Source organism: Phycisphaeraceae bacterium (genome assembly GCA_019636655.1).
GTDB lineage: Bacteria > Planctomycetota > Phycisphaerae > Phycisphaerales > UBA1924 > JAHBXB01.
Genome location: JAHBXB010000003.1, coordinates 220,284 through 234,593 on the forward strand (window position 1 = coordinate 220,284; position 14,310 = coordinate 234,593).

At 66.5% G+C, this 14,310-nt stretch carries 6 protein-coding genes; 1 reads left to right on the top strand and 5 read right to left on the bottom strand.

Annotated elements, in window-relative coordinates; all coding sequences use genetic code 11:
- Positions 1 to 19 precede the first annotated feature (19 nt).
- From KF745_10745 to KF745_10765, 5 genes are all read right to left on the bottom strand, one after another.
- Positions 20 to 2,431, bottom strand: a complete 2,412-nt coding sequence (locus KF745_10745; protein MBX3358893.1) for a copper-translocating P-type ATPase — start codon at positions 2,429 to 2,431, stop codon at positions 20 to 22.
- A 59-nt stretch (positions 2,432 to 2,490) separates the two neighbouring features.
- On the bottom strand, positions 2,491 to 6,150 hold the full coding sequence (locus KF745_10750; GenBank protein ID MBX3358894.1) for an efflux RND transporter permease subunit: 3,660 nt from the start codon (positions 6,148 to 6,150) through the stop codon (positions 2,491 to 2,493).
- Positions 6,147 to 8,195, bottom strand: a complete 2,049-nt coding sequence (locus KF745_10755) for an efflux RND transporter periplasmic adaptor subunit (protein ID MBX3358895.1) — start codon at positions 8,193 to 8,195, stop codon at positions 6,147 to 6,149. Before KF745_10755 ends, KF745_10750 begins: the two co-directional genes overlap by 4 nt.
- Positions 8,192 to 9,610 (bottom strand): TolC family protein, encoded by a 1,419-nt coding sequence (locus tag KF745_10760; protein ID MBX3358896.1) that lies wholly within the window; start codon positions 9,608 to 9,610, stop codon positions 8,192 to 8,194. The genes KF745_10755 and KF745_10760 overlap by 4 nt, the downstream gene beginning before the upstream one ends.
- 632 nt (positions 9,611 to 10,242) lie before the next feature.
- Positions 10,243 to 12,165 (bottom strand): hypothetical protein, encoded by a 1,923-nt coding sequence (locus tag KF745_10765; protein MBX3358897.1) that lies wholly within the window; start codon positions 12,163 to 12,165, stop codon positions 10,243 to 10,245.
- Positions 12,166 to 12,320: 155 nt separating this feature from the next.
- Between KF745_10765 and KF745_10770 the strand changes: the two genes are divergently transcribed.
- Positions 12,321 to 14,186 carry a thioredoxin domain-containing protein gene (locus tag KF745_10770; protein ID MBX3358898.1) on the top strand — a complete coding sequence of 622 codons (1,866 nt, stop codon included), beginning with the start codon at positions 12,321 to 12,323 and terminating at the stop codon, positions 14,184 to 14,186.
- Positions 14,187 to 14,310 lie beyond the last annotated feature (124 nt).

The window sequence follows — 14,310 nt, forward strand, 5'->3', positions numbered from 1 at the left end:
TCCGGCGTGCGCAGTGTCGTTACTCAAGCCTGGCATGGCGGAGCCGCAGGCTGTTGAGCACCACGCTCACGCTGCTGAACGCCATCGCTCCGCTCGCGATGATTGGAGAAAGCAGCCATCCGGTCACGGGGTAGAGCACCCCCGCGGCGATGGGGATGCCGATGGTGTTGTAGATGAACGCCCAGAAGAGGTTCTGCCTGATCGTCCGCATGGTGGCTCGCGACAGCCTGATGGCGCCGGCCACCGCCCGAAGGTCGCCCCGCATCAGCGTGATGTCGGCCGATTCCATTGCTACGTCGGTTCCCGTACCGATCGCCATGCCTACGTCGGCCTGAGTGAGGGCCGGCGCATCGTTGATCCCGTCTCCGACCATGGCCACGACATGCCCCTCGGACTGGAGCGACCGCACGTGCTCCGCCTTGTCCTTTGGCAGCACCTCGGCGAAGACCTGATCGACGGCGACGCTGGAGGCGACGGCCTCGGCGACGCGGCGGTTGTCGCCGGTCAGCATGACGACGCGGAGGCCCATTCCATGCATGGCCGCGATCGCGCCCTTGGACTCAGGACGAACGGTGTCTGCGACCGCCACGATCCCGGCCTCGCGTCCATCCACGGCCACAAACATCGGCGTTCGCCCCTGCCCTGCGAGTTCCTCGGCCCTTCCGCCGAGGGTGACCTTGATGCCACGCTGCTCGAGCATCGCCGCGTTCCCGACGAGCACGGCCCGACCATCGACGACGGCTTCGACTCCGTGCCCAACGATTGCCTCGAACCGCTCTGGCTCCGAGAGCGACACGCCCCGCGCCGCCGCCTCGCGAACAATCGCGGCCGCGAGCGGATGCTCGCTGTGGCGCTCGGCCGACGCGGCCACCCTCACAAGTTCGGCGTCGTCGAAACCCGTGGCGGGCGCCACCTCAGCCACCGACGGCCTGCCCTCCGTGATTGTGCCCGTCTTATCGAGAACGATCGCGGTCAGCTTGTGGGCCGTCTCAAGAGCCTCCCCGCCCTTGATGAGAATCCCCTGCTCGGCGCCCCGTCCGGTGCCGACCATGACCGCCGTTGGCGTCGCCAGGCCGAGCGCACAGGGACACGCGATGATGAGCACCGACACACCCGCGATCAGGGCCATGCTGAGGCGTTCGTCTCCCGTCCACACCAGCCACCAGACCGCGAAGGTCGCCAGCGCGGTGACGATGACGACCGGTACGAAGATCCCGCTGATGCGGTCGACCAGTCGCGCGATCGGGGCCTTGCTTCCCTGGGCCTCCTGCACAAGCCGGACGATCTGCTGCAGCGCCGTGTCGGCGCCGACCTTCGTCGCGACCAGCCGTAGCGACCCCGTCGAGTTCATGGTGGCGCCGAAGACACTGTCATCAGCCGCTTTCTCCACCGGGATGCTCTCGCCGGTCAGCATCGACTCATCGACAGCCGACCGGCCGCTCTCCACACGCCCGTCAACCGGGATCTTTTCGCCCGGCCGCACCAGCACCGTATCGCCGACGGCCACAGACTCGACCGGCACATCCTGCTCGAACCCGCCTCGTACGATCCGAGCAGTCTTGGCCTGCAACCCGACCAGCCTCTTGATCGCGGCGGTCGTGCGTCCCGTCGCCCGGGCTTCAAAGTATTTTCCGAGAAGGATGAGCACGACAATGACCGCCGCGGCCTCGTAGTACACCGGAACCGTCGTCGCCGCGGAGCCGGCGTGCGTGGAACCGCCGGACGCGTGCGCAAAGAACTCCGGCCAGACCGTGGCCGCGAACGAATAGAAGAACGCCGCGCCCGTCCCCATCGCGACAAGCGTGTCCATGTTCGCACTGAAGTGAACGAGCCCCCTCCATGCCGATCGAAAGAACTGCCATCCACACCAGAACACGACCGGTGCCGTAAGGCTGAGCTGGAGCCAGTTGATCCACGAGACGTTGAACGCGGCCACCCGCCCGTGCGACATCGCGATGACGAGCACCGGGAGCGCCAGCGCCGCGCCCACGATGGTCCTGACCAGAACCCTGCGGGCCTCGCCCTCCCCTGCATGCATGTGCGCGGAGTGATCTGCGGCATCGCCGGCGGATGGACCGCTGGGCGCCCGCATCGACGCGTGGTCGTGGCCCGCGTGCCCGTGTGGTGGAGCAGGTCGCCCAACCTTGCCTGGTGACGAGTGCACGACCGCGGTGTAGCCGAGGTCTTCGACTGCAGTCGCCAGTCGGGATGGATCAATCACCGACGGGTCGTACCGCACCGTTGCCACCTTCGTCGCGAAGTTCACGCCGGCCGTGGCCACTCCGGGCTGCCTGCTCAACCGCTTCTCAATGCGCACCGCGCAGGAGGCGCACGACATCCCTTCGATAGCAAGATCACAGCGCTCTATCGCCGGGTTGGCGATACGAGCGTCCTGATCGGTCTCTTGGTGGTGGTCGTGTTGATGGCTCATGGGAAGCCTCGCTATCTGGCCAGTCGCGACATCACGTCCAACACTCGCCGCGTGGCAGTCTATCCGTGTGCGGCGGTTTCCATTTGGCCTGCTGGCGACAGGACTTCCTGCGCGAACTCATGCCGGTGCTGCCACCGCTTCACCAGGTAGAACACCACCGGATAGGCGATCAGCTCCATGATGAAACTGATTAGCAAGCCGCCGATCATCGGCGCCGCGATGCGCCGCATCGTGTCGGCACCGGTGCCGGCAGCCCACAGCAGGGGCACCAAGCCGATGAACGTCGCCGCGACGGTCATGGCTTTGGGCCGGATCCGCATGACCGCACCGTCGTGAACCGCCTCGTACAGGTCGGCGGCAGAGCTCATCCGACCCTGCGACTTGAAGCGGTCGAAGCTGCTGTCAAGGTACAGCAGCATCACCATCCCCGTTTCGGCATCCAGTCCCGCGAGCGCGATGATGCCGATAATCACCGCAAGCGACAGGTTGTAGTCCAGCGCGTACATGAACCAGAACGCCCCGACCAGGCTGAAGGGCACCGCGAGCATCACGATCCCGACTCGCAGCCATGATCGGCTGCTGACATAGAGCAGGACGATGATCACTCCCAGCGCCAGGATGCTCGCGGCGACCAGCCTCGGGATGGTCTTCTCCCAGAACTCGAACTGTCCGGAGAACACCAGCGTGTACCCCCGCGGGAGATCGACCTGCGCCGCAATGACGCGCCGAGCCTCCGCGATGTACCCGCCAAGGTCGCGCCCGGCGATGTCCACGTACACCCACGCCGTCCGCATGGCATTCTCCGACCGGATCATCGGAGCCCCAGGGTTGATCCTGATGGACGCCAGTTCGCCGAGTGGCACCTGGACCGTGTTCCCTGACGCATCCGGGATCGAACCCGTGACGAGCACGGCCTCCAGGGCCGGGATGTCATCGCGGAAATCACGCAGGTACCTCACGTTGAGCGGGTACCGCTCCAGCCCCTCGACGGTCGTCGTGACATTCGTTCCGCCGATCGCGGCCTCGATGACGTCCTGCACATCCCCCACCGTCAGCCCAAACCTCGCGGCGGCATCGCGGTCGATATCGACATCGAGGTAGAAGCCGCCGAAGGTGCGCTCCGAGTAGGCCGAGATGGTGCCGGGAATCGTGCGCACCGTGCTCGCCGCCCGCTCGGCAAGGTCGCTGAGGACTCGCAGGTCGGGCCCCAGGATCTTGATCCCCACCGGAGTCTTGATCCCGGTCGCCAGCATGTTGATCCGGTTCTCGATCGGGAACGGCCAGGCGTTGGCCAGGCCCGGGAACATCACGACCGTGTTGAGCCCGTGATGCATGGTCCCGTCGGGGTCCTGCCAGCCGAACTTGAGTTCCTCGGTCGTAATCGGCCGCCGCTCCGGCCAGAACGTCGCCGTGAACGGCCGCTTGAGCCACTCCGGCCACTCGCTGAACCAATACGACACCGGGCGCGAACGCCACTGGCTGTGATCAGGGTTCAGCTGAACCACTGTTTCAAGCATCGACAGAGGTGCCGGGTCGGTGGCCGTATCCGCCCGACCGATCTTTCCGTGAACACTGAGCACCTCGGGAAACGTCTTGATCAGCCGGTCGGTCTGCTGGAGAAGTTCCTTGCTTTTTGTGATGCTGATCGAGGGGTCCGTCGTCGGCATGTAGAGCAGATCGCCCTCGTCCAGCGGCGGCATGAACTCGCTGCCCATCCTTGACATCGGGTACCATGTCGACGCCAGCGCCGCTGCGGCCACCAGCAACACAAGCCAGGGGCGCGCCATCGCCGCACGGAAGACCGGCGCGTACACCCACTGGAGCACGCGGCTGATGGGGCTCTGCTGCTCGTGGATTATCCTCTGCGGGAGCAGCAGCATCGCGGCGAGCACCGCCCACCCTCCCGCACACCACCAGCCGTACGGCGCCAGGTGAGGCATCGAGTCCACGACCAGCAGGATCGCAGCTGCGGGCAAGGCCACCGCGGCCACCGTGATCAGAGCATTGACCAGCCGCCCCCACCTCGCAGGCAGCACACGCGAGGTGATGAAGTAGTACATCAGCACCGGAATGATGGTGATCGACAGCAGCGCCGCCGCCGACATCGCGAACGTCTTGGTGTAGGCCAGCGGCTTGAAGAGCCGCCCCGCCTCGCCCCCAAGCACGAATACCGGAAGGAACGACACCGTGATGATCAGCAGCGAGAAGAACAGCTGCGGCCCCACCTCCTTGGCGGCGGCGAGGATGATCTCCAGTCTCGGTGTCGGCGCGTGGCCCGCATGGATCCGCTCCTCCTCGCGGTCGAGGTGCTTGTGACCGTTCTCCACCATGATCACGGCCGAGTCGACCACGACGCCGATGGAGATCGCGATGCCGCCGAGGGACATGATGTTGGCATTGATCCCAAGCAGGTTCATGACCAGCAGCGCCGCGATCACGCTCGACGGAACCACGAACACGGCCACCAGCTCGCTGCGCAGATGGATCAGGAACAGCATGCACACCAGCCCGACGACGATGATCTCCTCGACGAGGGTGTTGCGGAGCGTCCGGATCGACCGGCTGATAAGTTCGGAACGATCATAGGTTGTCTTGATGAACACTCCCGGCGGAAGCCCGTCCTCCAGCGCGGCCAGTTTCGCCTTGACATCGCGGATGACCTTGAACGCGTTCGCACCGAACCGTGCGACCACGACCCCGCCTACCGCCTCGCCCTCACCGTCGAGTTCGCCGACGCCGCGCCTTGCTTCGCCCCCGATCTGCAGCGTCGCGACGTCGCCGAGCATGATCGGCGTGCCCCGATCTCCGAGCCCGACCGGCACCTTCGCAAGGTCCTCGAGCCCCTTGAGGTAGCCGCGGCTGCGGACCATGTACTCGCTCTCCGACAGCTCGATCACGGACCCCCCAACGTCGTTATTCGACCGCTCGATCGCGCCGATGACGTCGCGCAGCGGCAGCCGATAGGCCTGCAGAATCTGCGGATCGAGTACGACTTGGTACTGCTTGACAAAGCCGCCGATGGACGCGACCTCTGAGACATCCTCGACCGACGTCAGTGGGTAGCGGAGGTACCAGTCCTGCAGGCTGCGGAGCTGCGCCAGGTCCTGATTCGCAGACACGAGCTTGGCGCCCGAGATCGGATCGCGCCCCGGGTTCTCCCATGCCCGGACCCTCGTCAGGTGCTCCCGCCGGTCCGCCGGTGCGTTGTCCACCGAGGCGTACCACGCGTTGGCGTCCGGATCGTGCCAGAGCCCCTTGGGGTGATCGGGGCTGTAGTAGCCCGGGTAGAGAACGTACTGATACACCCAGCCAACACCCGTTGCATCCGGGCCGAGCTTGGGCTCGACGCCCTTCGGTAGCCGGTCTCTAGCAAAGTTGAGGTACTCCAGAACCCGGCTGCGTGCCCAGTAGATATCCGTTCCGTCCTCGAACAGGACATACACGAACGACTGCTCAAACATGCTGAACCCGCGCACCACGGTCGACCCCGGCACCGCGAGCATGGCGCTGGCCAGCGGGTAGGTCACCTGATCGTCGACGACCTGCGGGTTCTGCCCCGGGTACTCGGTGGTCACGATCACCTGAACATCCGACAGGTCGGGGATCGCATCAAGCCGGATATGGAAGAGGTTCCACACACCGGCCCCGACGAGCATCGCCGTGAGCAACAGCACGAGGACGCGATTCCTGATCGACAACTCGATGATTCGTGCGATCACGGGTGGGCCTCGCGGTTCGCGTCGATCACCTTGACGACCTCGCCGCACCGCTTCATCTCGCTCGCGTAGTAGGGGTTGGCGATATCCTCCGTCCGCTGGAGCCAGCTCCCGGGGGCCATCGGACAGTGCACGACGAACAGCGTGCCCGCAACCGCCGAGGACTGAGGCGCCGTTTCGACCAGGGCGATCACGAGATCACTAAGTCCCCCGAACAGCTCTCGCTGACGGGTGATCGGCTGATCCTTCATCGTCTCGGCGACCCTGATCACGTCCGCCGCCCGGCTTGCAAGGCCACCCCCCGCCGCTTCAGCCTGCAGCGCACGAGCCGCGGCGATGAGCGGCGCCACGTCTACCGATGGCGGCGATCCCTCCGGCTCCTTGTTCCCAAGCCGCTCGGCAATAGCCAGGTACTGGAGCACCAGCGCATCCTCTCGCTCCTGCTGTTCCGGAGTGACCTTGATGCCCACCCTCGCCCCCGGGTCGGACGCCTTCGCCACCGGCGCCTTCTTCTCGTTGAGGAACTTCTGGATCGCCTCCCTCAGGCGGCTCTCGGAATCGACGAGAAACTGTCCGCTCGTCACCACCGCCTCGCCGGGCGCCAACCCCTCGATGACCTGCACAAGCCCGCCCTCACTTGCAAGCCCCATCTTGACTCTCCGCGGCTGGAAGCGACCGACCGCCTCGGCCACGAACGCCACCTGAGACTCGCCCGTGTCGATAATCGCTTCGCGCGGCGCCAGCACCGCGTTCTCGGCGATCAGGGAATCAAGCCGTACCGTCGCGTACATCCCCGGCTTAAGGGCCCGGTCCGGATTCGGGATCGACATCCGCGCCACAGCCGTCCGAGTCGACTCGTTGACGCGAGGATCGACGAAGACGATCTCTCCGTTGATGGGCTCGCCCGGCCGCGACGCAATCGAGGCGCTCGCCCGCTGACCGACATGCACAAACGGCAGGTCACGCTCGAAGACCTGACCGTCAACCCACAGCGTCGAGAAGTCGACGATGCGCAGCACGCGGTCTCCCGCCTTGACGGCGGAGCCTTCAACCACCGACTTCTCAGTCACATCGCCGGTGATAGGGCTCACGAACGTGACGGTGTCCGGCGCACGATCTCTCTTCGCGAGCGCCTCGATCTGTGCCCGCGGAAGCCCGAGCAACTCCAGCTTCCTCACGGTCGCGTCGTACAACGAGGCCGCCATACCCATGGCATCCCCCTCCGATACATCGCCTCCCGCCGCGGACAGGCCCCTCGCCCGCCGCGAGGCGATCAGTTCCTCGATGGCGATCTGCAACTCCGGGCTGTACAGGTCGAACAGTGGATCTCCAGCCTTGACATGCATCCCTTCCGTGTCGGCGTAGAGCCGCCGTACCCAGCCGGAGACCAGGAGGTTGATGTCGCTGGCATTCGGCTGAGCCTCATCCAGGTAACCAACTAGACGAACCCGTCTTGTCAGCGGCCCCTGGGTGACCATCGACACCCGGATCCCCATGTTCTGGACGACGGCAGGATCGATGACCACCGCACCAGTCCCGTCGAGCACGCCCGGGACTGGAACGTCGTCTTCATACACAGGGACGAGGTCCATCCCCATCGGACTCTTTCCAGGACGATCCGAGATGTACGGCGGGCTCAGCATCGGATCCCACCAGTACTTGACCCTTCGCTCCGCCTCCCGCCCCCTCTGACCCTCTCCGGCTGTCGCCGCGTGGTCGTGCCCGCGACCGCCTGGCTGAGGACTCCCGCTGCCCACATTCAGCGGTGTGAGTTTCATATGGCAGATGGGGCAGTCGCCCGGCCGGTCCTGGATCACCTGCGGATGCATGCCGCATGTCCAGAGTTGCTGCGAATCGCTGGATGTGCTGCCCTGGCTGCCAGCGTCGCCGCTGGGTGCGACGCCCATGCCGAGCAGAGGCGCAATCCGGCCCTGCCACTGGACACCGGCGTACACGCCGCCCGCGGCGGCAATCAGCAAGAGCACGTACGTTCGTCCTCGCCCGCGTCGGCGCGGCGCCTCAACACGATCCTGGATTTGTCGAGTCATGGATGAACTCCTGGTTTGTGTGAAGCGGCGAAGGGCACGCCAGAAGTCGCGCCGGCTCCAAGGTCCGCAATCGTCTCGATGTCGACTCCCATGAGGGCCTCGATCTCGGCAAGCCTCTTCTCTCTCACTGCTCGCGCCTCTGCGGCGGTCAGGCGGGACGCCAGCAGTGTCCGTTCCGCCTCGATCATGTCGAGGTATCCGACCATGCCCGCGGAGTACGACTGGCGAGAGATCGCCGCGATTCGCTCGGCCGCGGGCACGATGTTCCCGCTGAACAGCGCTGCCTGTCGCTCCGCATCTCGGAGTGACACGAGCGTCGCGACGAACAAGCCCTCACGGTCTCTCCTGGCCTGGCGGAGCATGGCCTCCGACCCCCGCAGGTTCGCGCCCGCCTCCTTGATTCCCCCCTCGATCTCCTTGATCGTGGTCGGGAGCATGATCGCGGCGCCGATCGCCTGCGAGGCGCTCCCCGTGAACGCGAACGTCGGGTTGATGTCCGGCAGCCACTGCATCTTCGCCAGTTCGAGCGCATCGGCCCGTCCCGCCGTCTGGTGGGCCAGGACCTCCAACTCGGGGTTCAGGTCGACAGCAGCCTGCAGAAGAGCCGCATCGTCCGCCGCGATCTCCCGCGGCGGCTGCATCGGAGTCGGTGCGGCGAGCGGAGCGTCCGGCGCCCGCGCGAGCATGCTGTTGAGCAAGGCCCGCGCCGATGCAAGCTCGGCCTCGATCGCCCGAACCGTGTCATCCGCGACACGCACCTCCACCTCGGCCCTCAGCAGGTCCTGCTGCATCCCGCCGCCGAGCAGTCGCGACCGGGCGGTCTCGAACGTCAACTGGGCGAGCGAACGCCGCTCCCGCTCGATGCGTGCCTTCTCAGCCAGCAGCCCGAACTCGGCCCAGGCCACCAGCACCCGGCGCTGCAGGTCGAACTTGGCAGCGCGGAAGCGGGCTCCTGCGGCCCGGGCCTCATCGAGAGCGACCTTCCCCTGCTGGGCAGCCTTCGTCGGCCACAGCAGGCTCTCCATCGAATCCGGGCTGAACGAGAAGGAGTTCCGGTCAAACCCCTTCATGTTGCCGCCGGAGAAGGTGTACGAGTACCCGAGCATCAGCCGAGAGTTCGGCCAGGCCGAGGCGACCTCGATCCGCTCCGCCGCGGCCTTCCAGTCGAAGTAGGCCGCCTCCAGCTCGCCGTTGGCGAGGAATGCCCGCCGGAGCACATCCTCCCACGTGGCCTGCGCAGGCAACTCGGGGAGCGACCGCTCCTCGATCCCGGGCTCGTACCTGCCGCCCTGCCTGGCGATACGGCTCATCTCTTCGGAAGTGCCGTCCGGCGTCAGGGCGCACCCCGTCGTAGCAACCGACACGACGATCACGGCGAGCGCGCGCGCCGCCGCCTCAGCGCGACAAATGAACATAACTGGCTCCAAGGTGTGGGTGATGCTCGCCGCCCGAACAGGACGACAGCAGAGATAGACGCGGGTTCACTCGCCGAGCGCGCAGTGCCGCTCAGCAGAGCCCACGTCTACACCACCCAGACACACAGGAGCGGCCGAGTTGATGAACACGATCGCCGAAGCGAACCCTCCCACCCGCGCCTGACTGCCGAGGGCGTCACGGGCTCCGGCAAAACGGCGACCAGCACCGGGTTAAACGCTAAGGCCTGCTCAACCGGCCTGTTCTCGACCCCCCGTGCCGGGGGCCGAGGCTCGTCCCGTGACGGGGCATCGCAGTTGCACACCATCCGTCCCTGGGACCCCCGGTGACAGATCGGAGCGTCGTCATCGCTCCCACAGCACCCGCATTCCACCTGCGCCGCATCAGACCCCGGTGCGATCGCGGCGCACTGCACTGCTGCCAGTCCCTGAAGAGACTGAGCAACCATCGCGATCACAAGGAAAGTCCGAAAAAGCAAGGTCATACGAGTATCGCGACGCTCCGGCGAAGTTCGGTTCACGCGGGCCATGCAGGCCCAATGTCAGCCCTTGATTCTATCGGCACAGGGGCATCCGGGCTGCATCCATCGATACGAACCCTATTCGATACCTGTTCAGCACCCCCCGCTCACCGCTCCCAGCCACGCCAAGACGTACACCGCGATATCCGCCGGATCCACCGCCCCACTTGCATCGAAGTCGGCCGTCAGCGTCCCCGCTTGGACCGATGCCAACCACGCTCCAATGAACAACGCGACATCCTGCGGGTCCACCGAGCCGTTCCGATCCCAGTCTGCCGGGCACCCCCCCAGCATGCCGTGCGCTGCGAATCCGGCGCTGATGGCAGCCGAGTGCGGCGTCCCGTTCAGGATGTTCGCATCGTCATCATCGAGCGTCAGGAAGTCGATGCTGATCAGCGGGGTGATCTCCGTTCCCTGGTGCAGCAGCACGCTGTTGATAACGAGCGACGAGATCGTGTCGCGGTACGTCGATGGGTGTGCCGCGGCGATCCCGTTCCGCACCGACCAGACGCACCCCGACAAGAGCGTCCCGCACGTGTGCGCAACGCCGCTGCACGGATACCGCATCGAGTTGACCGCCGATCGGATGCCCGCGCTGCACTGCTGCAATCCGGTCCCAAGGACGGGGTCGTCCACCAGCGTCATGGCGAGACAGTCGCCGAATCCCTCACCGTACTGCCCCTGGCCCGAGCCCGCGCTGCTCACGACGTGGTGGCCATACTCGTGGTAGATCACGGTTCCGAACGCCGAGTTGCGGCACCCGCCCCCGGCCGGATAGAAGTTGATCGCATCGCCCGTGTACCCGGCGTTGCACGCGCCGGGCACCATCACGTTCACCGCGAACTCCCTCTGCTGCGCCACCACCGGGAAAGACGGGTTGTACCGCAGAACGTGATCCCTCACGGCGTTGGCGCCGAGGTACGCATTCACCTCCGCGGTCGTGGCCTCGCCCCCACCGGCGTTATGCACCACCCCAAACGGAACCGCGGGCGCGGCGGCGCCGGAAAGCACCGTCGCATCAACCGGCGCCGTGCCGACGTACCGAAACACCCGGAAGAACTCCCCCCGCACCCCGGACTCCACCACGACCGGACCGGGCCCGGCGCCGGCCCCGACCGCAAACTCGCCGTTCGAATCCGCGTACGCGATCTCCCCCCCCACCACGACCCTCGCATACGGCAGCGCGGTCTCCTGCAACGCGCTACACGCCGCGGCGTTCGCATCGGGCGTGGCAAGCCCACGCACGGACCCCGTCACATCAACATGAAGAACCTGATCCTCGCGGTGCACGACCTTCCCGGATACAGCATCCACAAGAAACAGGTGCTTCAAGTGCCCGGGCTGTCCGACCACCCCCCCTTCGGCCACAAACCGGTAGCACAGCGCCGGCGGCGCGGCTGTGTCGTCGACACCGGCCCAGATCACCAGGGTGGTTGGCGAGTACCTGCTGAACGCCTTGGGCCCGAATAGTGCCGCCGCAGCCTCGTACGCGCGCCCCGCCGGCAGTATCCACTCCTCTCGCGGCGGCACATATCCACCCAGATCCCGCAGCGCCGACTTCGCCAGGACCAAAGGGAATCCCGGCTCGTTCCGGACCAGCAATCGAAGATCCGCCATGTACACCGGGTACCCCGACCGAAACTGGCTGAAGTACACCAGCGTGAACTTGGCGGCCCCCGACCCAGCATCAAGCATCACCGGCTGGGTCGCCCGACCATCCGCGAGCATGCTCACGGGCGCCAACTCATCCGCCCCGACGCTAAAGACCGCTGCGGCGTGACTCGCGACAAACGCGGCGGCGCTCGCCTCTGCTGATGCCCCAGTCGAGAACGCCTCCCCGTACACCGTCGTGACCCGCCCGCCACCACTGGTCCACACCCTCGCCCCCGGCCGGCTCGTCAGGAACTCCCCCGACGCTGACCACGCAGCTCCAACGCCCCCCCAGGTCGCCGCCGACGCCGCGGCCGCCATGCTCGCGCAGACCACTGCCGCGAACCATGCGGTTGATCCAACCATGGCAAAACGCCCCTGTGGAACAACCAAGGATACATCATCCCGCGGCGATGCCCGCCGCTCCATCAGCCTCTTCGCGTTGATTTCTCGCAACCGCACACACACGTTACAGGCCCACCGTTCCGAACACCCGCACACCTTCCGCGTATCCTGCCATGATGCCCAAATCGCCCGGACACCCCAGGACGGCGTCGGCGAGCGCCCAGCACCCCGCTCAGCGACCCGCGCTCCCGGCCGCCACCATGGTCACCGGCCTCCTCTTGCTCGAAGTCACGATCGCCGCAACCCTGATGCTCGCAATGGAGAGCATCTGGAAGTTCGCTCTCCCGGGCTGCGGCGGATCCCAGAGCCCCTGCGCCAAGGCCTCCCAGAGCATCTGGGGCACGATTCCCGGCCTCGGATGGCCCGTCTCCTTCGCCGGCCTGGCGTTCTGGACAGGTGTACTTCACGCCTGGATCGCCGCGTGGGTGACCGGGGTGATCCCCATGTGGCTTCGGTGGTTCATCCGTGCCGGCGCGATCGTTTCCCTCTTCTTCATCACAGTGTCCATATGGACCGGCATCCTCTGCCCCTATTGCCTCACCGCACACGGCGCCAACCTGCTCCTCTGGGTCCTCGCCGAGTTCCTCGATCGCGCTCCCTCGCCGCAGCCAACCCGCCGATGGCCGCTCCCCCTCGCCGGCGCCACCGGCGCCTTGGCCCTCATCGTGCTTCTCACCCTCCACGCCCAGGCCGAGCGGGCCGTCGAGATGGATCGCCAGGCCAGCTCCCGCGAGATCATCAAGCACTCCACCCAGCAACCCGACACCGCCCCGCCCGCGGCCGCACGCCCCGATCAGCCCGCCCACGTCTTCACCGGCCGCTACCGCGAAGGCCCGGAGAAGTCCCCAATCCGCGTTGTCGTCTTCTCCGACTACCAGTGCCCCGACTGCCGCATCATCGAGAGCCAGATCCGTCAGATCTCCGACCGCCCCGATGTCTCCATCTCGCACAAGCACTTTCCGCTCTGCACGGAATGCAATCCCTCGGCCCCGAACCTGCACGTGAACGCGTGCAACGCGGCACGCGCCGCCGAAGCCGCGGGCATCGTCGGCGGAAACGACGCGTTCTGGACCATGCACCGCTGGCTCTTTGATCGCGCCGGCCAGTTTACCCAATCCGATCTCCGCGCCCAGGTCGAATCCATGGGCCTCGACTGGGTCCGCTTCCAGACGGCCATGTCCGCCGCGTCGACCACCGACCTCATCAAGTCCGACATCGCCGAAGGAACCTCCCTCGGCATCTTCCGCACCCCCATGATCTTCATCAACGGTGTCGAGATGAAGGGCTGGGTTGCCGGCCAGGCCGTGGCGAGAACGGTCGCCGACGTCGCCGCGGCCAACCCGCCCGCCCGTACCGCCGCCGCCGATCGCCCCCCCACCGCCGCCGAGAAGTACGTCGCCGACTGGCGCGACAACCCCGCCATCCCGGTCGCCCCCCGCCCCACGTCCTACGCCATCGGCCCCGCCGACGCCAAGATCCGCATGATCGTCTTCGGCGACTACTTCGTCCCCCTGGCCGCCGAGGCCGACGCCGCCGTTCGCGCCCTCGCCGACTCCCGCGGCGACATCCGCTACGAATACCGCTTCTTCCCCTTCAGCCGCGCGTGCAATCCCAACGTCGGCGCCGACGCGTACCCCCTCGCCTGCCGGGCCGCCGCGGCCGCCGAAGCCGCCGGGCAGATCGGCGGCGCTGAGGCCTTTTGGAAGATGCACGCCTGGCTCCAGAAGAATGCCCAGGGCCTCTCGGACGCCTCGATCCGGCAGGCCGCCACCTCGATGGGCCTGGACGCCAACGCCCTGCTGGACCGGATGAACTCCCCCTCTGTCGCCGCCGCGATCCAGGCCGATGTACATGCCGCGGCCCGCGCCGGCGTCAACGGCATCCCCACCGTGATCATCAACGACCGCACGATGCCTCGCTGGCGGCTCGATGGCGCTTCGGTTCTCGAACAGGCCGTCAACGAGTCGGCGGGCCGCAAGTGATCCGCAGCCGTTGCATCAGAGCGAGTTGAGCACCACCATCACGATCAGCCCGCCGATGCAGACGACCGCGATGGCCACCAGCACAAACGCCATGAAGTTGCCCATCTTCGTCTTCTGCTTCAGT

What these genes read in the sequence shown, in the direction of transcription:
- KF745_10745 (MBX3358893.1), bottom strand. Translation starts at nt 2,431, where the DNA reads ATGAGCCATCAACACGACCACCACCAAGAGACCGATCAGGACGCTCGT.
- KF745_10755 (MBX3358895.1), bottom strand. Translation starts at nt 8,195, where the DNA reads ATGACTCGACAAATCCAGGATCGTGTTGAGGCGCCGCGCCGACGCGGG.
- KF745_10760 (MBX3358896.1), bottom strand. Translation starts at nt 9,610, where the DNA reads ATGTTCATTTGTCGCGCTGAGGCGGCGGCGCGCGCGCTCGCCGTGATC.
- KF745_10765 (MBX3358897.1), bottom strand. Translation starts at nt 12,165, where the DNA reads ATGGTTGGATCAACCGCATGGTTCGCGGCAGTGGTCTGCGCGAGCATG.
- KF745_10770 (MBX3358898.1), top strand. Translation starts at nt 12,321, where the DNA reads ATGCCCAAATCGCCCGGACACCCCAGGACGGCGTCGGCGAGCGCCCAG.